Consider the following 24,589-nt stretch of genomic DNA (forward strand, 5'->3'; position numbering starts at 1 on the left):
GGCTGCGGCCGGCCCGGGAGGTTGGGGCCGGCCGCAGCCGATGGGAAAGCCTGCAGCGTGGGTCGCAACCGGCGCCGGCGACGGCCGGCCCGCCGATCGGCCCGATCAGTACGTCGACTGCAACTGCCCGCGGAGCTTGGTCAGTGCCCTGGCGAGCAGCCGCGACACGTGCATCTGGGACACGCCGATCTGATCGGCGATCTGCGACTGGGTCAGGTTGCCGTAGAAGCGCAGGGTGAGGATGCGCTGCTCACGTTCGTCGAGGGTGGCCAGCGCCGGGCCGAGCGCGACCCGCAGCTCCGCCAGCTCGTACTCGCGGTCCTCGGCACCGAGCATGTCGGCCAACTCGGTGGCGCGCTCGCCGTCGCCGGTCGGCGTGGACAGCGACACCGCGTTGTACGCGCGGGCACCCTCCAGGCCTTCGAGCACCTCCTCCTCGGTGATCCGCAGGTGCGCGGCGATGTCGGCGACCGTCGGCGACCGGCCCAACGTCTGCAGCAGGGTGCTGTTCGCCTCCGAGATGCTCAGCCGTAGCTCCTGCAGCCGGCGGGGCACCCGGATGTCCCAGGTCCGGTCCCGGAAGTGCCGCTTCAGCTCACCGATGATCGTCGGGATCGCGTAGCCGGCGAAGTCGACGCCGCGCGCGGGGTCGAACTTGTCGATGGCCTTGATCAGGCCGACGGCTGCGGTCTGAGCGAGGTCGTCGGTCGGCTCGCCCCGGCCGCTGTAGCGCTGGGCGAGGTGCTGGGCCAGCGGAAGCCACGCCTCGATGGCCCGGTCGCGTAGCGCCTCCCGGGAGGGGTGCCCGGCCGGCAGCGCCGCCATCGCGGCCAGCAGTTCGGTCGCGCTGTCCTCCGGCGCGGTCGTCCGACGGTCCAGTGTGGCCGGCGTGGTCGCCGCCCGGTCCACTGTCATCGTCCGGTCCACTGTGTTCGGCTCGGCTACTGTCGTCGGCTCGGTCACCGTGCGGTGTCCGGTCAGTGTCGCGGTCATGGTGGTCCTCCCTGCACCTCGTCCGCGGATATGGAAAGTGGTGCGTCTGGATGCGTCCGCTAGGGTCTTTCGGCCTCCAACGCTAACCTGGTCGGTCAATCAAAAGCTAGCCGAAAGTACGATGTATTTATCGCCTATAATCGATCAAGTCGGACATTTTTCTGCCTGTGAGCACCGCTTCCAGCCGTCGGTTACCCCGTCCACGGTCAACGAAGCGTCACCAGCGCCTCGTGATCGTCGATCGGTAGGTCGCCCGGGGCGACCGCGAAGACGGACATCCCGGTCAGCTCCGACACGCCGTCGAGGGCGGTCGCGAAGGCGACATCCGCCGCGTCCCGGCCGGTCGCGATCCGCACCATGCTGGGTCGGGGCGCCAGCCGGGTCGCGTCCCAGACGTACCACCGGTCACCGACAGCGGCCTCGGCGACCAGATGGAAGTCCATCGGAGCAAGGCCGGGTGCGTAGACCGCGACCACCCGCGCCGGGATGTCGACGGCCCGGCAGAGCGCCACCGTCAGGTGCGCGTAGTCGCGGCAGACGCCGGCCCCGCTCAGCAACGTCTCGGCGGCGTCGGTACCGGGCCCGCTCGCCCCGGCCGTGTACGAGGTCCGGCTGTGTACGTAGTCGCAGATCGCCCGGACGCCGTCCGCGTCGGTGCGGTAGCCGGCGAACCGTGCGGCCGCGAATCCCGCCATCCGATCCGACGGGCAGTACCGGCTCGGCCGGGTGTAGGTGATGCGTTCCAGCTGACTGACCGCCGACCCGACCGCCGCCGGGGCCGGGTCCGACTCCGGGCGCGGCAGCGTGGTCGCGCGGTACGAGATCGTGAGATCTCCGACCGGTGCCCGTACCAGATGCTGGCGGCCGCCGTCGGCCCAACTCCCGTCGATCTCCGTCACGGCAACGTCGTCGCCGTCCGCGGTACCCGCCACCAACCGGGGCGGCGGTGCCGGTCGGTACGCCGTGACCTGCAGTACCAGTGTGGCTGCCGATTCGATGTGGTAGCTGAGCCGGCAGCCGATCTCTCCTGCCGCCGGAGCCGCCCTCTGGTCACCCATTGCCCATTGGTACCCGTCGGACGCAACCGTCGCACCGGCTGCCGAGGGCGACCCCCGTCACTTCCGGCAGATGGTTGAACCCTTGATCAGAGCGTACGCTGCAACCGGTGACCCGGTCGGGGTCGGCGACCACTCACCCATCCCACCTACCGGCAGAGCCACGTGTACCGCAGTCTGGAATCGAGGACCCGATGCCCGCCATCACCGTCGACGATGTACTCGCCCTGCCCCGGGTGCCGGCCCACGACCCGGCCGCCGGCACGATCCGGTCGGTACACCGGGTCACCACCGCCCCCAGCGGCTTCGAGGGCGAGGGGTTTCCCGTCCGTCGGGCGTTCGCCGGCGTACCGATGACCGAGCTCGACCCGTTCCTGCATCTGGACCAGATGGGTGAGGTGGAGTACGCGCCGGGCGAGCCGAAGGGCACCGCCTGGCACCCGCACCGCGGCTTCGAGACCGTCACGTACATCATCGACGGGATCTTCGACCATCAGGACTCGCACGGTGGTGGCGGCACGATCACCGACGGGGACACCCAGTGGATGACCGCCGGTTCCGGACTGTTGCACATCGAGGCGCCACCGGAACACCTGGTGGTCAGCGGCGGGCTCTTCCACGGTCTCCAGCTGTGGGTCAACCTGCCCCGGTTGAAGAAGTTCGCTTCGCCCCGGTACCAGGACATCCGGGGCAACCAGGTCGCCCTGCTCGGCACTCCGGACGGCGGAGCGCTGATCCGGGTGATCTCCGGCTCGGTCGCCGGGCACGACGGTCCCGGCTCCACCCACACCCCGATCACCATCAGCCATCTGACGGTGCAGCCGGGGGCGCAGGTGGACCTGCCCTGGCGGGCCGACTTCAACGCTCTGGTGTACGTCCTGGGCGGTCGGGGGTTCGTCGGCCCGAAGCTGCGGCCCGTGCACACCGGTCAACTGGCTGTCCACGGGCCGGGCGACACGCTGCGGATCGCAGCCGACGCCCGACAGGACAGCCGCGCGCCGCAGCTCGATGTGTACGTGATGGGCGGCCTACCGATTCGGGAACCCATTGCCCGGTACGGGCCGTTCGTGATGAACACCCGGGCGGAGCTGCTCGCCGCGTTCGAGGACTATCAGGCGGGCCGACTGGGGGTGGTACCGGCGGCAACCGTTCCGCACGGCACCGGCCAGCAGCCGCCACGTTGAGCCTCGCCGACGTGCTGCCAGCCGGGTATGGCGGGTCAGGAGACCAGGAACACCCCGAGTACCCCCAGCACCACCATCACCAGGACCGCGAGTAGCAGTCCTTGTTCACTCTGGACGGTCTGGTCGGAGTAGGTCTGCTGGGGATCCGGGGTGACGATTTCGGTGCTCATCGTGCCTCCTCAGCCTGCTGCCCTGGCATCTTGACAATGACGGTAGGCAGCAGCTCTCGTCCGTGAATCCCGAACCCGTGCCACCTACGGGTGTCGCCGCAGCAACCGGGTACCCGGCCCGCCCCACCCAAACACCGTCCCGGGAAGAGCAACGTGGTTGGGTGCCGCAGGCACGGGCAGACGGCGGGGCGGGACCAGCACCCCCGTGCTGGTCCCGCCCCGCTGTTCGTGAGTACCTGCTGGGGACCGGCCCTCGTCAACGGGAGGTGTGCCCGGCCGGCTGGTTCGACTCCCGCAGCACCTGGTGGGCCCGGTCGGCGTATTCGGCGTCGACCGTCACACCGTACTGGCTGGCCTGTAGCAGGCTGCGGGAGGAGAAGTCCCGCCGGCCACCGGTCATGGCGTGCGCCACCGCACCGAACACGGCACCCCACACCGCGCCGATCACGACGGCGGTGACGATGATGCCCAACCAGTTCACCACCGCGAAGATGCCGATCAGCAGGCCGATGAACAGCCCGAACCAGGCACCGGTTCCCGCGCCGGCCAACGCCGCCCGGCCGGTGGTGAGTCGGCCGGTGACCTCCTCCACCAGCCGTAGATTGGTGCCGACGATGGCGGTGCGTTCCACCGGGAACCGGTTGTCCGACAGCCGGTCGACGGCGCGCTGTGCGGAGGCGTAGTCCGGATAGCTGGCGACGGTCACGCTGGTCCGCGCGGGACCGCCGTCCTGCGGAGCGGCGCCGGGCGCGGCGGTTGGTCCGGCTGGTCCGGCCGGCAGGTTGCTGGCCGGGAAGTTGGCGGTGTCGCCGAACATGCCCGGCGACGGATTGTCCGTACGCGTCGTGGATCTGGTCATGAGCGCGCCTCCTTTCCCGGAGGGTGTGCCCGGTGAGCCGCCCGGGTAACCCGGTCCCCGCACGGACTTCGGCCCTTCCCGATGCGGGGAGGGGCCGAAGTGCGCCTGCGGATCCTGATTCGGGGTGCGTCAGCTCGCGCAGGCCGCGCCGTTGAGGGTGACGTTGCTCAGCGGCGACAGGGTGCTACCGGAGAAGGTCCCCTGGAAGCCGATGCTGACGGTGGCACCGGAGGCCAGTGAGCCGTTCCAGGCGGCGTTGCGGACCGTGATCTGGCTGCCGGACTGGGACCAGTCGCCGTTCCAGCCGTTGCTCAGGCTGACGTTGGATCCGGCGGTGAAGGCGAGGGTCCAACTGCTGACCGAGCCACCGGTGTTGGTGATCCGGATATCCCGGGTGAAGCCGCCGGGCCACTGGTTCGTGGTGTAGCTGACGCTGCAGGCGCCGGCCGGCGGGTTCGTGGTGGGCGGCGGAGCGGTGGTGGGCGGCGGAGCGGTGGTCGGCGGGGGTGCCGTGGTCGGCGGGGGTGCCGTGGTCGGCGGTGCGGTGGTCGGCGGTGCGGTGGTGGGTGGGGGTCCGGCCGCGATCGCCAGGTCGTAGGCCCGCTGCGGCACGAACTGGCCCGCGTTGGCGATGCAGCCGTCGGCCTCGCCCGGCAGCTTCACCCAGAGGTACGCGTCGATCTTGCTGTCGCCGGTGTTGGTGGTGCTCGCCGTGCCGATGGCCCGACCTTCCGGGTCGCACCATTCGGAGCCGAGCGGGCCGTTGCCGTTGCGGCTGGTGTCGATCACCGCGTTGAGGTGGTTCGCGCCGGTGGCGTTGATGACCGCCTTGACGTAGTTGGTCGCCTCGCTGGTGCTGCGGTAGTTGGACACGTTGGTGGAGATGCCGTGGGCACTGTTCGCCACGTCGGCACCGACCAGCAGATTGGCCATCATCGACGGAGGGTGCCAGGCCGAGTTCCCGGCGTCGAAGTAGATTCGGGCCTGCGACGATCCGGCCCGGAGTGCCCGGCCGGCGTAGGCCATCGAGGCGCGTACCTCGGCCTGCTGCGACTCGTTCATGCAGGTGCCCATCAGGGCGAGCACGTCGGGCTCAAGCACGATGTACGCGGGCCGGTTACCGAGCCCGGCGGCGACCTGGTCGACCCACTGCCGGTAGGCGCTGTGGTTGGGCGCGCCACCGCTGCTGTGGTTGCTGCAGTCGCGGTTGGGGATGTTGTAGACGACCATGATCGGGATCTTGCCGGCCGCTGCGGCGGCACCGACGAAGGCGCTGACCTGGTTGCGGACCTCGTTGGGGTTGTACTGGGTGAACCAGCGGCCCTGGGGCACCGAGGCGATCCGGTCGCGGATGACGTTCGCCCGGTAGTCACCGGGGTTCGCCGCCACCCAGCGAGCGGCCGAGGTGTCCGGGTCGACGTAGAAGGCGGAATCGGCGGCCTGGGCGGCCGTGGGCTGCAGCAGCCCGACACCGACCGCGGTGGCCGCTGTGAACGCCATGACGGCGGCGGTGCCGACTGCGGTGAGCGCAGATCTTCTGCGCATGCGTGCTCCCTCCGGGTAGGGACGATATATTGAGAGCGTTCAGTGGAAGCGCTCCCATAGATATCGACCACCGTACGGGGATGTTGCCGAGATGTGAAGAGCCTGTGACGCCAACTGTGCCAAAGGTGGCATAAAGTGAAATATCTGACCCAGTGGCAGCCCGGGTCAGTCCAGCGGCGAGCGGAACTCCGGACGCACCGCGATGATCCCGAACGCGGCACCGAACGGGTCGGTCAACTGGGCGTAGGCGCCCGGACCGGCCTGGTACGGACCGAAGGAGACCGTCCCGCCGAGGGCCTGGCAGCGCTGCACAGCCGCCGCACAGTCGTCGACCTCGAAGGTCGTCCGCCAGTGCGCTGGGACCTGCGGCGGGTACATCTCGCCCATCTCGATCAGCCCGGCCACCTCGCAGGTCTCCCGCAACCACTCCTGATACCCGGACCCTTCGCTGTAGATGCTGGGTCGCGTGGTCCACCCGAACACCGAGCCGTAGAAGGAGCTGGCACCGGCCACGTCCCGGGTGGCGAGTTCGTTCCAGCAGGTGGCGCCGGGCTCGCCGGTCACCTGCGCGCCGGGGAAGGCACCCCGCTGCCAGAGCCCGAACACGGCGCCCTGCGGATCGGCGATCAGGGCGCAGTGGCCCCGCTCGGCGACCGGGGCGGGCGGGGCGAGGGTCGATCCGGCGGCCCCGTCCACGCTCTCGACCGTCGCGGCCAGGTCGTCCGAGGCGAGGTAGGTCAGCCAGGTCGCCGGCCGGCCTTCGGCGAGGGCCGGGGCGAGCCCGGCGACGGCCATGTCCCGCAGGTGGAACTCGGCGCCGCTGCTGTTCGGTAGGTCGACCGGCTTCCATCCGAACAGTTCGTGGTAGAAGTCGCTCGAACCCGCGGTGTCGCTGGTGCGTAGTTCGGACCAGCAGGGGGTTCCCGTGGCGTAGCCTCTGATTCGCACCGCTTTGTACCTCTTCGCGTCGTTTATCCGATTGGCGTAGTCAGTCACCCTACGCCACGGAGACGCCCGCCGCGACTCAGCTGAATGGCCCAATTGATGTCACTGTGGGTAAATATCGGGGTTACGAGTCAATCGGCAACATGATCTCGAACCACACGGTTGAGCCGCGTACCGAGGGGTCGGTGCCCCAGGTGTCGCTCAACTGCTCGATCAGACCCAGGCCCCGGCCACGGCTACTCAACGTGTCGACGTGCGCCCGACTGACCGTGCCCCGGGTGCCACTGTCAGCTACCGAGACGAGCAGCCGTTCCTGACTGAGATCGATCTCCACCCGCGCCTCGGTGCCGGCGTGCAGCAGGGCGTTCGTGGTCAGCTCGCTGGCACAGAGCACCGCCGGACCGATCACCGACTCCGGAACCTGCCACCCGGCCAGCTGGTCGGCCAACCAGTGCCGCACCCGGCTCGGTGCGATCGGCTCGGCAGGAACCAGCAACCCCGCCGACCGGCTCGGCGCGGCCGCATGCTCCACCGCGAGCACCGCCACGTCGTCGTCGGTAGTGCCCGGCACCGCCGCGCTGGCCACCGCGCAGAGGTTGCGTGGATCGCTGGTGCTGGCCTCGGCGACGGCCGCGGCCAGAGTGGACATCCCGATGCCGAGATCCTGACCGCGTCGCTCCACCACGCCGTCACTGAACATCAGCAGCGTATCGCCGGGGCGCAGCTCGACCCGGGTCGGCCGCCGTCGCCCGGCCAGACCGAGCGGCGGCCCGGGCGGCACCGGGACGAACTCGGCGCTCGCCGTGGTCGACGACCAGCGTCGGACCAGCGGAGCGGGATGGCCAGCGCTGGCCACCGTCACCCTGCCGGTCGCCGGATCCAGCACCCCGTACAGCACGGTCACGAACAGCTCCTCGTTGCGGCTCTCCGCGCCCAGGCTGTGCACCAGCCGGTCCAGCCCGTTCAGTACCGCTGTCGGCTCCGGGTCGGCCAGCGCGAGCCCGCGCAACGCGGCCCGGACCTGGCCCATCAGCGCCGCTGCCCGCACGTCGTGCCCGACGACGTCGCCGAGCACCACGGCCAACCCGCCGTCGGGCAGCCGGAACGCGTCGTAGAAGTCCCCGCCGGCCGAGTTACCGTCCACCCCCGGGTCGTAGCGTGCGGCCAACCGCAGCAGCGGCAGATCCGGCAGCTGCTCCGGCAGCATGCTGCGTTGCAGCAGTTGAGCCGTACCATGCTGGGTCTCGAACCGCCGGGCCCGCTCGGCCGCCTGGGTGACCAGCTCGGCGACCGCCGAGAGCAGCGCCCGTTCGGCCGGCGCCCACGAATGTGGCTCGCGGTAGCCGAAGGTGATCCCACCGCGCAGCGATCCGGCCCGCAGCGGCAGGGCGGCGAGCGCCGTCACCAGCTCGTCGTGCCGGTCCGTGGCGTACCGGGCGAGTGGCCGGCCCTCCCCGGTGAACCGGGGCACACCGGTGCCGGCGACGGTGGCCAACGGGGTGGCCGCGTCCCGGGGGATGCGGCGCCACACCGGCGGCAGCCGCTCGTCAGCTTCGTCGAGCAGCTCGCCGCGGACCCGGCGAACCACCCGCCATCCGCCGCCGTCGTCGATGCCGATCGCCACCTGGTCGACATCGAGCGAGGCCAGGCCGTACCGCAACGCGACCCGGGCGACGTCGTCGAGGGTGAGCGTGCCGGCCAACGCCGAGGTCAGCTCGCTGAGGCTCTGCAGCCGGTGGGTGATGGTGCCGGTCTCGGTCGCGACCGAGAGCATCCCGACGATCCGCCCGTCGCTGCCCCGGACCGCGGAGTAGCCACGGGTGAAGGCCGTGGCGCCGAACGGGCCCGACTCGCCGGTGCCGAACGGTGCCACGGCCTCCGACTCGAGGAACGGCTCGCCGGTGCGGTAGACCCGTTCGACCACGTCGCCGACCCCCGGCCGGTGCCACGCGTCGGCGAACACCGCGGCGGCGGGCTGGGCGAACGCGTCCGGGTGCTTGGCACCGAGCAGCTCCGCGTAGGCGTCGTTGTAGATCATCAGGAAGTCGTCGCCGTAGACCAGGGCCATCGGCACCGGTGAGGCGAGCACCAGCTCGACCGCTGCCCGTACCGCTGGATCCCAACCGCCCGACGGACCGAGCGGCGTTCTCGCCCAGTCATGCCGGTCGACGAGCCCGGCCGGTGTGGCGCTGTCCGGGTTGGTACCGGCCGGGGTGGCGGAACGCGCAGCCGGCACCCCCGACGGGGTGTCCCGGGTCTGCCCGGCGGTGCCTGCCATGGGTGGCAGCCTATCCGGGGGCTGCCGTCGGCGGGTGGCGTGGACCGGCGCTAGGTGGGTATGCGGGCCGGCGGTAGGCGATGCAGCGCGTCCGTACGACAACGAGGCGACGCATCGGTAGATGAGCCGGAAAGGGGGGACCGGATGTCCTCGACGTACGCGTCGGCGCAGGTCGACATCGGCAACGCGCTGACTGACATGTGGCGGTCCGTGATACTTTTCGTGCCCCGGGCCATCGCGTTCATCGCGATTCTGGTGGTCGGATGGTTGATCGCACGGGCAGTGCTGAAGGGCGTCGACAAGGCGCTCGAACGGGTCGGGTTCGACCGGGCGGTGGAGCGCGGCGGCATCGGCAAGGCCCTGGAACGGACCCGGTACGACGCCAGCGACATCCTGGCCCGGTTGGCGTACTACGCGGTGCTGCTGTTCACCCTGCAGTTCGCGTTCGGAGTCTGGGGGCCGAACCCGATCAGCGACCTGATCAGCGCGGTCGTGGCGTGGCTGCCGCGGGCGTTCGTCGCGATCGTCATCGTGGTCGTCGCCGCTGCCATCGCGACCGCGGTACGTGACCTGGTGTCGGGTGCGCTCGGCGGGCTGTCCTACGGCCGGCTGCTGGCCACCGCCGCGTCGGTGTTCATCGTCGCGCTCGGCGTCATCGCCGCGCTGAACCAGGTCGGCATCGCCACCACGGTCACCACCCCGGTGCTGATCGCGGTGCTCGCCACCATCGCCGGCGTGCTGATCGTCGGCGTCGGCGGTGGCCTGGTCCGACCCATGCAGCAACGGTGGGAGGGCTGGCTCACCCGGATGGCGGAGGAGTCGCAGGCGGTGCGGGACAGCGCCCAGGCGTACCAGGCCGGCCGGGACGACGCCGGTGGCCGGATGAACGAACCGACGCAGGTGATCCCGCAGACCCAGCAGGCGCCGGCGATGTCCGGAGGGCGGGAGGCGGCCAGCGGCCGGGGTGCGGCCGGGCCGGGCGCCAACCGGCCCGGGGGCATGACCGGACCGGGCGGGACGTCCCGCGGTTGATCGTCCGCTCGGATCGGGGAAGCCGCCAGTACGGGGCCGGGGTCAGCGCGGGGTCGCGCCGCTGATCCCGGCCAGCTGGCAGACGGCGACCAGCCGCAACGTCACCCAGTCGACCGTCGTCCACTGGGTGGCCGGCCCGACCACCGGGGGGTGCCAGCCGGCCTCGGTGGCCGCGTCGCGCACCCCGTCGGCGTACCGGGCCAACGTCACCGGGCTGAGCGGACGCAGATCCGCGGACAGCCGGTCCCGGATCGCGGCGGCGTGCTGATCGAGCTCAGCCAGCAGGCCGGGCAGGACTGCGGCGGCGGCCAGGCCGGCGGCGCCGAGCGCGGTGTGCAGATCGGCCAACGAGGTCTGCGCCGCCCTTCGGGCGGCCGGGGCGGCCAGCAGGCCGTGCGGGGCGGCGGGGAACGGACTCATGTGCGGTGCTCGCCCGGCTACTCGACGCGTCGGTTGTCGGCCGGAACCGGGCGGCGGCGGGCCGCGTCATCGGCGATGATCACCGTCGCGACCATCAGCGCCACGCAGACGCTGAACAGCCAGGAGCCGTCCGGCAGCAGATAGGCGGAGACCGGTGCCTGGATCGCGGTCAGCAGGAAGCCGAGCCAGGCCCAGCGTCGCTGGCGCGGCGTGAGGAATCCGGAGGCGGTGGGGCGCATCCGAAAAGTCTCGCTCGGATGATCCCCACCGCCGTCAGCCGATCGGACGAGGATGGCTGACCGATGCGTCAGCGACCGGACCGGTCCCGGCCCGGCGTCAATGCGGACCGGTCCGGCCGGTGGTCGATGGCCGGTACGGCCGCTCGGGGTCCGTCGTCGCCGGCCCGCCCGGGCGGCCCGCGGTACGGTCCACCGCTTCAGCGCCGTGGCCGAACTCCTCCTCGGCCGCGGCGTCGTTGCCGGTCATGTCGTCGACCTCACCGTCGCCCGCCGGTGCGGCGACAGCCCGCTCAAGTTCACGGACCGGCAGCCGGTCCTCGTCACGCCAGACGTCGTCCGCGGAATCAGTCATGTCGGTCGTTTTACCCGGCCGGGCCGCCGCCAAACAGAGACCTGCCGCCAAACAGAGACCTGCCGCCAAACAGAGACCTGCCGCCAAACAGAGACCTGCCGCCAAACAGAGACCTGCCGCCAAACAGAGACCTGCCGCCGAACACGGCGTGGGGGCCGAACACAGCCGGCGGCCGAACGGCCCACGGACGCTGCCGAACGGCCCCACCGGACGCGGCCGGGGCGGGTGGGCCGGAACCGGCCCACCCGCCCCGGCCGTCAGGCCCACCGGTCGGCCGGCTCGGGAGGATTCACCGCCGGCCGGCGGGCGCTGTTCGAGGTGCGGTGCTCGATCGAGGTGTCACGGCTGCGGTCGGGGGACCTCGCCACGCCAGGCGCCGGTTTCCACGCCGTGTCGGCTCTCGATGAAGTCCTTGAAGCGCTTCATGTCGCCCTTCACCCGGCGGTCCACGATGCCCAGCTTGTCGCCGGCCTGCTCCGCCACCCCCTCCGGGTCGAACTCCAGCTGCGCGGTCACCCGGGTGTGGGCGTCGTCCAGGCGGTGGAAGGTGATCACACCGGCCTGCTTCACCCCACCGGTCGCGGTCCAGGCGACCCGCTCGTCGGGAATCTGCTCGGTGATCTTCGCGTCGAACTCCCGCGACACCCCGGCGATCTCGGTCGTCCAGTGCGTCAGCGTCTCCGACACCTGGGTCACCTCCGAGACGCCCTCCATGAACTGGGGGAACTCCTCGAACTGCGTCCACTGGTTGTACGCGGCGCGTACCGGCACCGCGACGTCGACGTACTCGGTCACTGCTCCCATCTGAAGTCCCTCCTCTACTCCCGCTGGACCACGGACGGCGCGGTCACCAGCGGGTCGTCTCGTTGGCATGGCCGAGCTCGGCCCACACCTCGGACACCGTCTGGAACGTGCGACCCGGCGGCAGCTGATCGATCTCGTCGAGCACGTCGTCGGGTGCCTCGTTCTCCAGCGCGCTGTCGCGCAGCGTGCTGCGGTCCCCGGGCAGTGCCGAGAGGTTGATGTAGCGGCCCAGCCTGCTCCGCTGCTCAACCTCCTCGCTGGTCATGCCCTGCGGCGTACCGGAGCGGTTGTCGCCGGCCACAACCGCGGTCGGCTCCGGCTGGTCCTCGCCCGGGGGCTCCGCCTCGTGCCACTCCTCGGCCCGGCCTCCGGTGGTGCCCTGCGTGGTCCCACGGGTGTCGTGGGCCATGCTGTCGTCCACCCGGGGACTGTGCTTGCTGTTGCCGCGTTCCATAGCTGTTCGGTTACCCGTGACCGGCGTGGCTAAACCGGCGTCCGGGGCGGCAGCACCGGGTCGGCCGGTTCCGACTCGCCGGCCTGGGCGGCCCGGCCGCGCTGCACCTCCGCGTTGATCTCGACGCCCAGCATCACCGCCAGGTTGGTCAGGTAGAGCCAGACCAGGAACGCGATCACCGCGCCGAGGCTGCCGTAGGTCACGTCGTACGAACCGAAGTACGCGACGTAGGTGCCGAACCCGGCGGAAGCCAGCGCCGCCAGCAGCAGGGTCACCACGCCGCCGACGGCCAGCCAGCGGAGCTTCGGCTGGCGGACGTTGGGAGCGAACCAGTACAGAAGAGACAAGAGTGCCGTGACGATGGCGATCAGCACCGGCCATTTGAGCAGGCTCCAGGCGGTACGCGGAGCCTCGCCCAGGCCGAGCCGGTCACCGAGTGCGTCGGTGACCGGGCCGCTGACGATCAGCATCACGGCGACCAGCGCGAGCAGCACCAGCCCGGCGGCGGTCAGCCCGAGCTGCTGTGGCTGCAACCGGTAGAAGGGACGACCCTCGGCCACCCCGTAGATGGCGTTCGCAGCTCGGGTGAACGCCCGCACGTACCCCGACGCCGACCACAGCGCGGCCACCAGACCGAAGCTGAGCAGCACACCCGCGGAACCGCGCTGGTCGACCACCCCGTCGACGACGTCGACGAAACCCTCGTCCCCCACCACCGCCCCGGCTCCGAGATCCTCGGCCAGGCCGACCACGGTGTCCACCGTGCGCTCACCGTCGGAGACCAGACCGACCAGCGCGACGACCACGATCAACGAGGGGAAGAGCGCGAGTACGCCGTAGTAGGTCAACGCGGCGGCCCAGTCCACGCAGTTGTCCCGGACGAACCGTCGTCCGCTGCCGACCAGCACGGCGCGCCACGTCGTCAACCGGATCTCGCGTAACCGCACCGGCCGGGCCGGACTGTTCACCAGCGGCCGTCCGGTCCACCCGGAGCCTGCAGATGCAGCACCTTGACGACGGTCATCTCGTCGAGCAGTTCCGGCCCGAATCCGAGGCCTTCCCCGCTGCCGCGCCGGGGGTGCGCGGCACCGCCCGGCGCTCCACCGAACACCGAGTTGATCTTCACGGTGCCCACCGGCAGTTCACGCCAGGCCCGCTGCGCGTGGCCCATGGACCGGGTCAGCACGGTCGCCGACAGACCGTACGGGGAAGCCGCAGCCCGCGACAGCGCCTCGTCGAACGATCCCACCGTCATCACCGGGGCGACCGGGCCGAACGTCTCCTGCCGCATCACCGCCATGTCGTCGGTGCACCCGGTCAGCACCGTCGGCGGATAGAAGGCACCGGGCCCGTCCGGGACCCGGCCCCCGCACCGCGCCGTCGCCCCGGCCGCCAGCGCCGCCGAGACCTGGGCATGCACCTGGTCGCGGTGCCGGCGGTCCACCAACGGACCCAGCTCGGTGTACGGGTCCCGGGCCGGCCCCAACCGCATCCCCGAGCAGTGCCCGGTGAGCGCCTCGACGAACGGCTCGGCCACCGTGCTGTGCACGTAGATCCGCTCGACGCTGACACACACCTGGCCCGAGTTCGCCAACGCGCCGGCCGCCGCCTGCTGCGCGGCCCATCGCGGATCGACGCCCTCGTCGACGATCAGCGCGTCGCTGCCGCCGTTCTCCCGCAGCACCTTGGCCCCGGTCCGGGCACACGCCTCGGCGACGGCCCGCCCGGCCTCGGTCGACCCGACGTGGGCGACCAGGTCCACCCCGTCGGCGGCGGCGATCCGGGCGCCGACACCCCCGTCGCCGGTCAGCAGGGCGAAGACCCCGTCGGGAACCTCGTCGGCGACCAGCCGGGCGAGCAGCGCGCCGGTCGCCGGGCAGCGTTCACTCGGCTTGTGCACCACCGTGTTGCCGGTGACCAGCGCCGCGCCGAGCAGCCCGCAGGCCACTGCCACCGGGTCGTTCCACGGTGTCAGCACCGCCACCACCCCACGCGGCACGTACGCCATCAGATCCAGGGCCGCCGGGTCGCCGGCCAGCGCCCGACCCCGGTGCACCGGACCCAGCTCGGCGTACTGCCGCAACGTCGCGACGCCGGTGGCGATCCCGGCCCGCGCCCCGGCCAACGGCTTGCCCATCTCCGCGCTCTGCGCCTCGGCCACCTGGTCGGTGGCACCGGCCAGAGCGTCCGCGATTCGCCGCAGCGCGGCGGCCCGTTCCGCCGCCGGTGTCGCAGCCCACCCCGGTGCCGCCTCGCGGGCCGACTTCACCGCCGTGCCGATGTCCGCCTCGGTGGCGACCGGGCTGCGGCTGACCGGGGTGCCCTCGGACGGGTCCTCGACGACAATCTCGGCGCCGTCGCCGAACCGCCCCCACACGCCGTCGATGAACTGCTCCACGTCGTACATCCGGCAGTCGTTCCCGAAGGCCGCGCCGGTAAACGTTTGGCCGCGCCCGGTCGGGGTAGCCGCGCGGGGATGGCAGAAACGGATGTGGAGACGGCGGACGCGGTCGTCATCGGTGCCGGACACAACGGCCTGGTCGCCGCCAACCTGCTCGCTGACGCCGGCTGGGACGTGCTGGTGCTGGAGGCGACCGGGGCGCCCGGCGGTGCGGTCCGGTCCGCCGAGGTGACTGCCCCCGGCTATCTCAGCGACCTGTACAGCTCCTTCTATCCGCTCGGGTTCGCCTCGCCGGTGCTGCGGGAGCTGCGGCTGGCCGAGTTCGGGCTGCGCTGGCGGCACGCCCCGGACGTCTTCGCCCATCTGCTGCCGGACGACCGCGCGGCAGTGGTCAACCTGGACCCCCGGCGGACCGCGGAGTCGTTGGAGACGTTCGCCGACGGCGACGGCGAGCGCTGGCTGTCGGCGTACGCCGAGTGGCGGGCCGTGTCGGCGCCGCTGATCGACGCGCTGTTCACCCCGTTCCCGCCGGTGCGGGCCGGCACCGCGCTGCTGCGCCGGCTCCGCAGCGCCGGATCGTTACGGCTGGCCCGGCGCCTGGTGCTGCCGGTCCGCCAACTAGGCCGGGAGACCTTCGCCGGGGCCGGCGGCCCGGCGCTGCTCGCGGGCTGCGCGCTGCACACCGACCTGGCCCCCGACGACGTCGCCTCCGGGGTGTACGGCTGGCTGCTGACCATGCTCGGTCAGGAGATCGGCTGGCCGGTGCCGGCGGGCGGCGCGCAGCGGATCACCGACGCGTTGGTCGGCCGGCTGCGTTCCCGGGGCGGCCGGTTGGTCACCGGCGCCGCCGCCGACCGGGTGCTGATCGCCCGCAGCCGGGCGGTCGGCGTGCGGACCGTCGACGGCCGGCGGTGGCGGGCCCGGCGGGCGGTGCTCGCCGACGTTCCCGCTCCGGCACTGCTGCTCGACCTGGTAGGCGACCGGTGGCTGCCCACCAGGATGGTCGACGACCTGCGCCGGTTCCGGTGGGACGGGTCGACGGTGAAGGTCGACTGGGCGCTCACCGGCCCGATGCCGTGGCGCAATCCGGCGGTCGCCGGGGCCGGTACCGTGCACCTTGGTGCCGACCTGGACGGCCTGACCCGGTACGCCGCCGCGCTGGCCTGCGACGAGGTGCCCCGCGACCCGTTCCTGCTGCTCGGTCAGCTGACCACCGCCGACCCGCAGCGGTCCCCGGCGGGCACCGAGTCGCTGTGGGCGTACACGCACCTGCCGCACCGTACCCGGTGGCACCCCGAGGAGATCGTCGAACATGTCGCGCGGATGGAGGCGGTGCTGCAGCGGCAGGCACCGGGCTTCGGCGCTCTGGTCCAAGCCCGGCACGTGGCCGGTCCGGTGGACCTGCAGCAGCACAATCCGAGCCTGGTCGGGGGAGCGGTCGGTGGCGGCACGTCGGCCGCGTACCAGCAGCTGTTCTTCCGGCCGGTGCCCGGCTTGGGCCGCGCGGACACCCCGGTCGACCGGCTCTTTCTCGCCTCGGCGTCGGCGCACCCCGGCGGCGGGGTGCACGGCGCGCCCGGGTCGAACGCCGCGCGGGCGGCGCTGGCCCGCGACCGTGCGGTGACCGGGCGGATGTACGGGGCCGTGGTGTCGGCGGCGCAGCGCGCGGTCTACCGCTGAGCCGGTGGCCGAGCCGCGTGGCCGGATCGATTAGTCGATGACCATCCGGGCCCGTCGACGCCGGGGCGGTTGTGCCGGCACCGGTGGGGGACCGGGTGGGGCCGGCGCCGGCGGTACCGGGCCGACCGAGCCGGGCAGCAGACCCCACCCGGTGGTGTCCTGCTCCGCGGCGGCGCTCTGCCGGATCGACAGGTGGACGTGCCCGGTGTGCGGATTGCTCCCGGTGTACGGTCGACAGCTCCAACCGGTGGCGCGGTTGGCGATCTGCCGATCGAAGATCCAGTACTGGGCGGCGGGGTGTGCTTGGAACGCGGCCAGCAGCGCCGGTACGTCGATGCCGTCGCGGTCGACGTCGATCGCGTCGACGCTGCCCCGCGCGTTGGGATTGTGGTCCGAGGTCCGGGCCGCGTGCGCGGCGTCACCGATCCAGCCGTCGGACCGGCGGTCCCGGTCCGGCCACCGGGCGTCGATCTCACTCCGCAGCACCCGCAGCGACGGTGCCAGGTAGTACGCCATCTGCCCTCCCGCTCACCGGCGGCCGGCGTCGGCCGACCTCCGTCCGCGTCTGACTACCCAGAGTAAATATTGTGGTTGCTCTGCGCGACGCGGACAGGTCCCGGTGCGGGTGTCGGATCTCCGGCTGGAACCGCCGGGGTCACTGGCCGGGGGGACGCGGCCAGGACTCCTCGACCGGCGTCGGCGCCGGCGCCGGCGCTGACGCCGACGCCGGCGGCGCCGGCTCGGTCGGCGGTGCGACAGCGGGCGTGGCGGCGGGCGTGGCGGCCGGGCCGTTGTCGGTCGGCGCGACCCACAGCGGGGCCTTCGGCAGCAGTGACCGGAAGTCGAACGAGCACTTGCCACAGGACCGCAGTGCTGACTCCGTGCGCCGGTCACCGCACTGCCGGCAGAAGGTCACCACCGACTCGTCGGCCGACAGACCCTGGCAGCGTGGGCAGGCGAAGGCCGGACCCTTGGTCTGGGCCAGCCGCCCGGCCAGCACGAACGGACTGATCACCGCGCTCACCGTGGTCGCCAGGTCCCGGGTACGGCGGTTGCGTTCCTGCAGCCGCTCCAGCTCGGGGTTGACGATCTTCTCCAGCCTGCAGGTCGTGCAGATCAACAGCGTCCGAACCGGCAGCATCTCCCGTAGCTGGGCCTGCTGATGCAGGAACGTCACCACCGGCACGTCGGCCGGATCCACGGTGAACCGGAACGGCGTCGACGCGCCGGCCGGGGCGGCCGCCGCCGCGATGTACTCCTCGACCCGGTACACCAGCCCCTGGATCTGGGTGACCAGGTTCGCCGGCATCTGCCCAGGCCGGCTGGTGATCAGGGTGCCGACGGTGAGCATCCCGTCGGCGAGCTGGGTCGGCACCTCGGCGACCGTATCCGCAGCGACGAAGGTGAACGTGCCCGCCCCGGTCCGGCTCACCGGGGCACCCTTCGCCGGGTCGGACCCGTCGAGGAACCGGGTGGTGTGGCGGGAGATCAACGAGCCGGCCTGGGCCGCCCACCCGGCGGCGTTCTGCATGGCGGCGACGTCTCCGGTACCGGTGTTGCGCCACCAGTCGGCGAAGCCGCCGGCGGCCGCCGGGTCGAGCCGGGCCAGAGCGGCGTCGACTGCGGCCAGGACGGATCCGAAGACGTCCTGGTAGACGGCGGTCGCACCCCAGTTACGGCCGACCTTGGCCGGCCAGCGGTCGTTCACCTGGACGGTGACCCGGCAGGCGGCCGGGCCGGCCTCCAGACCGATCTGCAACTGCACCGGCATCCGGGCAGGTTGCAAGGTGACCGCGCCGAGCTTGGAACCGCGTACCGCCTGGATGACGGTGAGCTGCTCGGCGGTGAGCTGGAAACCCAGGTTCCGTACGGCGGCGATCAGATGCTGCCGCACGACGGTGAGTGGGGCGGCGACGCTCCGTTCCGCTCCGGCGGCGAGCTGACCGGCCTGCCGATCGTCGCCGGTGCCGATGCCGGTGGCCGGCGCCCTGCCGTTGCCGTCTGCCCAGGTCATTCCGCGCCGAATCCGGTGTCGAAGCTGCTGCCGGTGTCGTAGCTGCTGGTGCTGCTGTCGTACGCGCTGACCTCGGCGGCCGCGGCGTCGACGCTGTAGTCCGTCGCGGCCGCGTAGTCGCTCGCCGTACCGGCCTCGTCGGCGGCCAGCGAGTACTGCCGGTCGGCCGCCTCGAGCGAGGCGGTCGGGTCGAAGCCGGCGGCGACGCTGTCCGCCGCGTCCTGCAGGTGACCGTCGGCGGACTGGGTCCACGAATCGCTGACGTCGCCGTGCCAGTCGGACCACTCCTGGTCGGCCACGGCCTGGTCCAGATGGGTCTCCACCGCGTCGGCGACCGGCTCGGGCAGCGTGGTCGAGCTGCCCGCGAAATCCGTCGTGCCGGCGTCGGCGCTGGTGTCGCTGGTCAGGTAGTCGTCCCAGCTCGAATCGGTTGACATCGACCGCCACCTCCTGGTCGGGGCGCGACGGTCGCCGCCGCCCCATGATCGTCATCTGCGATCGATGATGCATCGGTGGGCGGGCGGGCTGTATCCCCCTTGTGTGCCACGGCCGCCGGTTCGACGGCGGCGACCGGCGGCCCAACGGGCGGTGGTGGTGTCAGACGGTCACGCTGCCCGCCCGACCGGTCGACGGACCGCTGCCCGCAGCCGGGCCGGCCCGTTGCCGACCATCGCCCGGGCGGTGCCGAGCGCGGCGGCCAGGACCGCGGCGGTGGCGGTCTGCTTGTGCGTCACGGCCCACAGCGCCAGCGACCGCCGACGTGCCTGGTCGTCGAAGGCGCCGTGCGCGCCGTGGTCGACCTCGGCATCGGCCGGGGCGTCCACGTTGTCCCGCCAGCGCGCCCGGTCGATGACCTCGTCGGTCTGCTGGGAGTCGAAGCCGACCTGCCGGATCGCCAGCAGCCGGTCGAGCAGCCCGGGCGCGATGACGTCGGCGAGCCGGGCCCGAATGGTGGGGCCACCGACGTTGACCTCCCGCTTGCCGTTGTCGGCGGCCCAGCAGATCGCCGCAGCGGCCACCTCGGGCTGGAAGATCGGCGGTACCGGCTGCGGGTGTCGGGGCAGGTGGGTGCGCACCCAGGAGAACTGTGGCGTGTTCACCGCCGGCAGTTGGACCATCGACAGCTTGATCTCCGGGCTGGCCTGGAGCAGTTCGGCCCGTAGCGAGTCGTTGAATCCCTGGATGGCGTGCTTGCTGGCACAGTACGCCGATTGCAGCGGAATGCCCCGGTATGCCAGAGCCGACCCGACCTGCACGATCGTGCCGATTCCGGCTGGCCGCATCTGTCGCAGCGCCGCCAGCGTGCCGTGCACGGTGCCGAGGTAGTTGACCTCGGTGACCCGTCGGAACTCGTCGGCGCTGATCTCCCAGGTCGGGGCGAAGACCGACACCATCGCGTTGTTGATCCACACGTCCAGGCCACCGTTGCGTCGGTGCAGGTCGTGGGCGGCCTCGTCGACCGCTGCGGCGTCGGCGACGTCCACCTGGTACGTGGCCACCGCCTCGGCACCCAGCTCACGGCACTGCTCGGCGGCTGCGGCCAGGCCGGCCGCTCCGCGGGCCAGCAACCCGAGCCGGGCGCCCCGGCGTGCGTACCGCTGGGCGGTGGCGCGTCCGATGCCGGCGCTCGCGCCAGTGATCATCACGGTCTGGCTCATTCCGATCACCTCCCTGCGGGTGCCGTCCGGCACCCGTCCACTGACCTGCCCTGACTGGACCTGCCCTGAATGGGCCCTGCTGCCGTGGACCCGTCCGTCGGGCCCAGGCCGTGGCGTGCCGGCGTCACCCGTCGGTCTGCCGGGTGGCGATGTCGGACAGCCGGCGCAGTGTCTCCCGGTTGCGGTGGTGCAGGACCAGATCGTCGAGCTTCGTACGGATCCAGTGCAGCGGCCCTCCGGTGAACGACTCGGCGATGGTGACCCGGGTGCCGTTGCCGGGGGTCGGCGCGAGCCGGAACACGATCGTCGCCTCGCCGAGCGGCCACAGCCCGGCTCGTAACGTCAGCTCGTCACCCGGCTGGCAGGAGATCACCGTCGAGGTGTCGGACAACGACAGCGGCCAGGGACCGGCGGTGTGGTGCAGCCGGGCCCCGGACTGCGGCCAGTGCTCGTCGACGTCGCGGATGTGCACGGTGCCGACCACCCAGTCGCTGTACGACCAGCCGTTCGCCAGCACGGCGAACACCTGGTCCGGCGGGGCGGGGATCACCCGCTGCACGACAGCCACGATCAGCCGGATACCCGGCGGGCGGCACGCTAACCCGACGGCTGGCGAAATGGTGCGGACCGGACGAACGCCGTGGTTGGTTTACTCGCCCCGCACCCGGGAAACGGAGCCAGGTGCGAAGCGAACTCATCAGTCGGGGCCGCGGACTGTTCGACGCGGTGCTCTTCGACCGTGACGGGACGCTCGTGCACGACGTGCCGTACAACGGCGATCCGGACCTGGTCAGCCCGGTGCGCGGTGCCCGCGCCGCGCTTGACCGGCTCCGCGCCGCCGGCCTGCGGCTCGGTGTCGTCACCAACCAGTCCGGCCTGGCTCGCGGCCACTTCTCCGCCCACGACATGCGTCGGGTGCACGACCGGATCGAAGAACTCCTCGGCCCGTTCGACACCTGGCAGATCTGCCCGCACGACGACGGCGACGGCTGCCGTTGCCGTAAACCAGCACCGGGCATGGTCCTGGCCGCCGCCCGGGAACTGGGCACCACCGCTGGGCGGTGCGTCGTGGTCGGCGACATCGGCCGGGACATCGTCGCCGCCGGTGCCGCCGGCGCGACCGGCATCCTGGTACCCACCGAGACGACCCGACCGCAGGAGACGGCCGCCGCTCCCGCCGTCGCCGGTGACCTGGCCGGCGCCGTCGATCTCATTCTGCGTCGCCACCGGGCGGCTGCCCCCGACGGGCCCGGCCGGCGTGGCGGCCGGGTTCTGGTCGTGCGCTCCGACTCGGTCGGCGACGTGCTGGTCACCGGGCCGGCGATCCGCGCCGTGGCGGCCGGGGCGGACGAGGTGGTCATGCTCTGCGGGCCACGTGGCCGGGCCGCCGCCGAACTGCTGCCCGGTGTCGGCGAGCTGATCGAGTGGCCGCTGCCGTGGATCGACCCGGATCCCGCGCCGGTGGACCCGGCCGACCTGACCCGGCTGACGGACCGGTTGGCCGAGGTCGGCGCCGACGAGGCGATCATCTTCACCTCCTTTCACCAGTCGCCGCTGCCGCTGGCGCTGCTGCTGCGGCAGGCCGGGGTGGACCGGATCGCGGCGATCAGCGACGACTACCCCGGCACCCTGCTCGACGTGCGCCACCGGGTGCCGCCGGGCGTACCGGAGCCGGAACGCGCGTTGTCGCTGGCCGCCGCCGCCGGGTTCACGCTGCCCGGCGACGACGAACCGGTGCTGCGGCTGCGCCCGGGCTGTCTGCGGCCGGCCGCCGGGCCGGCGCCGCAGGAGCCCGGCGTGGGTGTGTGCCACCGCAGGCCGGAGCCGGACCGGGCCGGACCACCGGGCTACGTCGTCGTGCACCCCGGATCCTCCGTCGAGTCCCGCGCCTGCCCGCCGGAGCGGTGCGCCGCGTTCGTCGACGCGCTGCACGCCGCCGGGCACCGGGTGGTGGTCACCGGCGGCCCCGGTGAGCGGGCGCTGAGCCACCGGGTCGCCGGCCGGTCCGGCGTCGACCTCGGTGGTCAGACCTCGCTGGCCCGGCTCGCCGCGATCATCGCGCAGGCCGGTGCGCTGGTCGTCGGCAACACCGGGCCGGCACACCTCGCGGCGGCGGTCGGCACCCCGGTGGTCAGCCTGTTCGCGCCGACGGTGCCGTTCGGCCAGTGGGGCCCCTACCGGGTGCCCTGGGTCCGGCTCGGCGACCCGGTCGCCGGCTGCCGCAACACCCGGGCCGCCCGCTGCCCGGTGCCGGGCCATCCGTGTCTGTCGACGGTCTCCCCGGACAGCGTGGTCGAGGCCGTCGACCTGATCTGCGGGACGGCCGGATGAACATCTTCCTCTGGCACGTCCACGGATCGTGGACCACCGCGTTCGTCCACGGCAAGCACCACTACCTGGTGCCGGTCACCCCGGACCGGGGGCCGTACGGGCTGGGTCGGGCGCGCACCTACCCGTGGCCGGACGGCGTCACCGAGATCCGGCCCGGGCAGCTCGCCGCCGCCGAGGTCGACCTGGCGATCCTGCAACGCCCCGAGGAGCTCGACCTGGCCACCAGCTGGCTCGGCCGTACCGTCGGTCGGGACGTGCCGGCGGTCTACGTCGAACACAACACGCCAAAGGGCGACGTGCCGACCAGCCGGCACCCGATGGCCGACCGCGACGACCTCACCGTGGTCCACGTCACCCACTTCAACGACCTGTTCTGGGACACCGGCGGCACCCGGACCCGGGTGATCGAGCACGGCATCGTCGCCCCGGCCGCCCGCTACAGCGGCGAACTCGACCGGCTCGCCGTGGTGACCAACGAGCCGGTACGCCGCCGCCGGGTCACCGGCACCGACCTGATGCCCCGGTTCGCCCGGGTCGCCCCGCTGGACGTGTACGGGATGGGGGTCGCCGGGCTGCCCGAGGCGCTCGGCGGGCCGGCTGCCGGGCAGTTGGCCGTCCACGACGACGTACCGCAGTCGGTGATGCACGCCGAGGTGGCCCGCCGCCGCGCGTACCTGCATCTGTGCCGGTGGACCTCACTCGGCCTGAGCCTGATCGAGGCGATGTCGATGGGCATGCCGGTGGTCGTCCTCGGCACCACCGAGGCGGTCGCCGCGGTACCGCCGTCGGCCGGGGTGCTCGCCACCCGGGTGCAGACCCTGGTCGACGCCGCCCAGTGGCTGATCGACGAGCCGGACGCGGCCCGCCGGCTCGGTGACGGCGCGCGGCGCGCGGCGCAGGACCGATACGGACTGGACCGGTTCCTCGCGGACTGGGACGAGCTGCTGGAGGAGGCGCTATGCGCATCGCGATGATCTCGGAGCATGCCAGCCCGCTCGCCGCGCTCGGCGGGGTGGACGCCGGCGGCCAGAACACGCACGTCGCGGAGCTGTCCACCGCGCTCGCCGCCGACGGCCACGAGGTCCGGGTGTTCACCCGCCGGGACGCCCCGGACCTGCCGGAACTGGTGCAGCTGGACAACGGGGTGGCGGTGGTGCACGTGCCGGCCGGACCGGCCGAGCACATCGCCAAGGACGACCTGCTGCCGCACATGGCGCAGTTCAGCCAGTGGCTGGCCGGGCAGTGGAGCCACGACTGGATCCCGGCGGTCGCACACGCGCACTTCTGGATGAGCGGGCTGGCTGCGGTGCACGCCGGCCAGCTGACCGGGGTGCCGGTGGTGCAGACCTACCACGCGCTGGGCACGGTCAAGCGCCGCCACCAGGGCGCGATGGACACCAGTCCGCCCCGGCGCATCGGCTACGAGCGGGCGTTGGGCCGCAGCGTCGACCGGGTGGTCGCGCAGTCCCAGGACGAGGTCGCCGAGCTGATCAGGATGGGGGTGCCCCGGGGCCGGCTGTCGGTGGTGCCGTCCGGCGTCAACGAGCGGACCTTCGCCCCGGACGGACCGGCCGTGCCGCGCGACGAGGGCCGGCCTCGGGTGCTGACCGTCGGCCGGCTGGTGGCCCGCAAGGGTTTCCAGGACGTCGTACGGGCCATGCAGCTCGTACCGGACGCGGAGTGCGTCGTGGTGGGCGGCCCGCCGGCCGCCGAACTGGACACCGACCCGCAGGCCCGGCAGCTGCGCCAGTTGGCCGAGTCGTGCGGGGTCGGTGACCGGGTCCGGCTCGTCGGTGGGGTGCCCCGGGAACAGATGCCGTCCTGGTACCGGTCGGCCGACGTGCTGGTCGCCGCCCCGTGGTACGAGCCGTTCGGGCTCACTCCGCTGGAGGCGATGGCCTGCGGCGTGCCGGTGGTCGGCACGGCCGTGGGTGGGCTGACCGACACTGTCGTCGACGGCCTCACCGGCGATCTGGTACCGCCCCGGGACCCACGGGCGCTCGGTATGGCGTTGCGCCGGTTGCTCAACGACCGGGTCCGGCGGTTCGCCTACGCCACCGCCGCGCTGGACCGGGCGCGGCAGTGCTACTCGTGGCAGCGCGCGGCGGCGCAGCTGACCGCGATCTACGGCACGGTCAGCGGGGTGCGGCAGCCGAGCCGGGTGGTGGCCTGAGA

25 protein-coding genes are annotated in these 24,589 nt (G+C 72.4%); 6 read left to right on the forward strand and 19 right to left on the reverse strand.

The genetic code is table 11. The features are described from left to right. Window positions 1-105: 105 nt before the first annotated feature. Window positions 106-915, reverse strand: coding sequence for a SigB/SigF/SigG family RNA polymerase sigma factor (locus EDC02_RS05820; protein ID WP_123604538.1), 810 nt, complete (start codon window positions 913-915; stop codon window positions 106-108). A gap of 284 nt (window positions 916-1,199) precedes the next feature. Beyond that, window positions 1,200-2,051 carry a transglutaminase family protein gene (locus tag EDC02_RS05825; protein ID WP_123601062.1) on the reverse strand — a complete coding sequence of 284 codons (852 nt, stop codon included), beginning with the start codon at window positions 2,049-2,051 and terminating at the stop codon, window positions 1,200-1,202. Between the two features lie 191 nt (window positions 2,052-2,242). Between EDC02_RS05825 and EDC02_RS05830 the strand changes: the two genes are divergently transcribed. Continuing rightward, complete coding sequence (locus tag EDC02_RS05830) at window positions 2,243-3,232, forward strand: pirin family protein (protein WP_123601063.1); 990 nt, start codon at window positions 2,243-2,245, stop codon at window positions 3,230-3,232. A gap of 35 nt (window positions 3,233-3,267) precedes the next feature. Here EDC02_RS05830 and EDC02_RS42285 read toward each other — a convergent pair whose 3' ends face one another. From EDC02_RS42285 to EDC02_RS05850, 5 genes are all read right to left on the reverse strand, one after another. Next, on the reverse strand, window positions 3,268-3,402 hold the full coding sequence (locus EDC02_RS42285) for a hypothetical protein (protein ID WP_255499927.1): 135 nt from the start codon (window positions 3,400-3,402) through the stop codon (window positions 3,268-3,270). Between the two features lie 256 nt (window positions 3,403-3,658). Further along, a complete protein-coding gene (locus EDC02_RS05835; RefSeq protein ID WP_370461521.1) occupies window positions 3,659-4,219 on the reverse strand; it encodes a general stress protein in 561 nt (186 codons plus the stop codon). 171 nt (window positions 4,220-4,390) lie between these two features. Further along, complete coding sequence (locus EDC02_RS05840) at window positions 4,391-5,806, reverse strand: glycoside hydrolase family 6 protein (protein WP_233605762.1); 1,416 nt, start codon at window positions 5,804-5,806, stop codon at window positions 4,391-4,393. 165 nt (window positions 5,807-5,971) lie between these two features. Further along, window positions 5,972-6,754 (reverse strand): VOC family protein, encoded by a 783-nt coding sequence (locus EDC02_RS05845; protein ID WP_123601065.1) that lies wholly within the window; start codon window positions 6,752-6,754, stop codon window positions 5,972-5,974. Between the two features lie 121 nt (window positions 6,755-6,875). Then, the gene (locus tag EDC02_RS05850; protein ID WP_123601066.1) at window positions 6,876-9,029 is read right to left on the reverse strand and encodes a SpoIIE family protein phosphatase; all 2,154 of its coding nucleotides are present in this window, start codon (window positions 9,027-9,029) and stop codon (window positions 6,876-6,878) included. A gap of 144 nt (window positions 9,030-9,173) precedes the next feature. On the opposite strand from EDC02_RS05850, the gene EDC02_RS05855 reads away from it, so the two are divergent. Continuing rightward, a complete protein-coding gene (locus EDC02_RS05855) occupies window positions 9,174-10,061 on the forward strand; it encodes a hypothetical protein (protein ID WP_123601067.1) in 888 nt (295 codons plus the stop codon). A gap of 42 nt (window positions 10,062-10,103) precedes the next feature. On the opposite strand, the gene EDC02_RS05860 is transcribed toward EDC02_RS05855, so the two are convergent. The 7 genes from EDC02_RS05860 to EDC02_RS05890 form a co-directional block, all read right to left on the reverse strand. Next, complete coding sequence (locus EDC02_RS05860) at window positions 10,104-10,481, reverse strand: DUF6401 family natural product biosynthesis protein (RefSeq protein WP_123601068.1); 378 nt, start codon at window positions 10,479-10,481, stop codon at window positions 10,104-10,106. Between the two features lie 17 nt (window positions 10,482-10,498). Further along, window positions 10,499-10,720, reverse strand: coding sequence for a hypothetical protein (locus EDC02_RS05865; protein ID WP_123601069.1), 222 nt, complete (start codon window positions 10,718-10,720; stop codon window positions 10,499-10,501). 97 nt (window positions 10,721-10,817) lie between these two features. Beyond that, on the reverse strand, window positions 10,818-11,072 hold the full coding sequence (locus tag EDC02_RS05870; RefSeq protein WP_123601070.1) for a hypothetical protein: 255 nt from the start codon (window positions 11,070-11,072) through the stop codon (window positions 10,818-10,820). Window positions 11,073-11,411: 339 nt separating this feature from the next. Further along, complete coding sequence (locus EDC02_RS05875) at window positions 11,412-11,876, reverse strand: SRPBCC family protein (RefSeq protein ID WP_123601071.1); 465 nt, start codon at window positions 11,874-11,876, stop codon at window positions 11,412-11,414. Window positions 11,877-11,919: 43 nt separating this feature from the next. Then, complete coding sequence (locus EDC02_RS05880; RefSeq protein ID WP_123601072.1) at window positions 11,920-12,330, reverse strand: DUF2795 domain-containing protein; 411 nt, start codon at window positions 12,328-12,330, stop codon at window positions 11,920-11,922. Between the two features lie 29 nt (window positions 12,331-12,359). Next, window positions 12,360-13,298 (reverse strand): YihY/virulence factor BrkB family protein, encoded by a 939-nt coding sequence (locus EDC02_RS05885; RefSeq protein WP_233605763.1) that lies wholly within the window; start codon window positions 13,296-13,298, stop codon window positions 12,360-12,362. Continuing rightward, window positions 13,295-14,737, reverse strand: a complete 1,443-nt coding sequence (locus EDC02_RS05890; protein ID WP_123601074.1) for an aldehyde dehydrogenase — start codon at window positions 14,735-14,737, stop codon at window positions 13,295-13,297. Before EDC02_RS05890 ends, EDC02_RS05885 begins: the two co-directional genes overlap by 4 nt. Window positions 14,738-14,806: 69 nt before the next feature. Here EDC02_RS05890 and EDC02_RS05895 point away from each other — a divergent pair, with 69 nt between their 5' ends. Further along, window positions 14,807-16,411 carry an NAD(P)/FAD-dependent oxidoreductase gene (locus EDC02_RS05895; RefSeq protein ID WP_123601075.1) on the forward strand — a complete coding sequence of 535 codons (1,605 nt, stop codon included), beginning with the start codon at window positions 14,807-14,809 and terminating at the stop codon, window positions 16,409-16,411. A 30-nt stretch (window positions 16,412-16,441) separates the two neighbouring features. Here the strand turns inward: EDC02_RS05895 and EDC02_RS05900 are convergent, their stop codons facing one another. The 5 genes from EDC02_RS05900 to EDC02_RS05920 all read right to left on the reverse strand — a co-directional run bounded on the left by EDC02_RS05900 (window position 16,442) and on the right by EDC02_RS05920 (window position 20,651). Then, window positions 16,442-16,927: a hypothetical protein gene (locus EDC02_RS05900; protein ID WP_123601076.1), complete on the reverse strand. Its 486-nt coding sequence runs from the start codon at window positions 16,925-16,927 to the stop codon at window positions 16,442-16,444. A 139-nt stretch (window positions 16,928-17,066) separates the two neighbouring features. Further along, a complete protein-coding gene (locus EDC02_RS05905; protein ID WP_123601077.1) occupies window positions 17,067-18,425 on the reverse strand; it encodes a hypothetical protein in 1,359 nt (452 codons plus the stop codon). Next, window positions 18,422-18,862, reverse strand: coding sequence for a hypothetical protein (locus tag EDC02_RS05910; RefSeq protein WP_123601078.1), 441 nt, complete (start codon window positions 18,860-18,862; stop codon window positions 18,422-18,424). Before EDC02_RS05910 ends, EDC02_RS05905 begins: the two co-directional genes overlap by 4 nt. 168 nt (window positions 18,863-19,030) lie before the next feature. Further along, window positions 19,031-20,083 carry an SDR family oxidoreductase gene (locus EDC02_RS05915; protein ID WP_123601079.1) on the reverse strand — a complete coding sequence of 351 codons (1,053 nt, stop codon included), beginning with the start codon at window positions 20,081-20,083 and terminating at the stop codon, window positions 19,031-19,033. 124 nt (window positions 20,084-20,207) lie between these two features. Further along, a complete protein-coding gene (locus EDC02_RS05920) occupies window positions 20,208-20,651 on the reverse strand; it encodes an SRPBCC family protein (protein ID WP_123601080.1) in 444 nt (147 codons plus the stop codon). A 113-nt stretch (window positions 20,652-20,764) separates the two neighbouring features. On the opposite strand from EDC02_RS05920, the gene EDC02_RS05925 reads away from it, so the two are divergent. The 3 genes from EDC02_RS05925 to EDC02_RS05935 are packed head-to-tail and all read left to right on the forward strand — an operon-like array spanning window position 20,765 to window position 24,587. Continuing rightward, entirely contained in the window at window positions 20,765-22,414 is a 1,650-nt protein-coding gene (locus EDC02_RS05925; RefSeq protein WP_233605764.1) for an HAD-IIIA family hydrolase, read from the forward strand. Then, window positions 22,411-23,388, forward strand: coding sequence for a glycosyltransferase (locus tag EDC02_RS05930; RefSeq protein ID WP_123601081.1), 978 nt, complete (start codon window positions 22,411-22,413; stop codon window positions 23,386-23,388). Before EDC02_RS05925 ends, EDC02_RS05930 begins: the two co-directional genes overlap by 4 nt. Beyond that, window positions 23,373-24,587, forward strand: coding sequence for a glycosyltransferase (locus EDC02_RS05935; RefSeq protein WP_123601082.1), 1,215 nt, complete (start codon window positions 23,373-23,375; stop codon window positions 24,585-24,587). The genes EDC02_RS05930 and EDC02_RS05935 overlap by 16 nt, the downstream gene beginning before the upstream one ends. The last annotated feature ends 2 nt before the right edge of the window (window positions 24,588-24,589 follow it).

Origin of the sequence: Micromonospora sp. Llam0 (assembly GCF_003751085.1) — a bacterium.
Lineage (GTDB): Bacteria > Actinomycetota > Actinomycetes > Mycobacteriales > Micromonosporaceae > Micromonospora_E.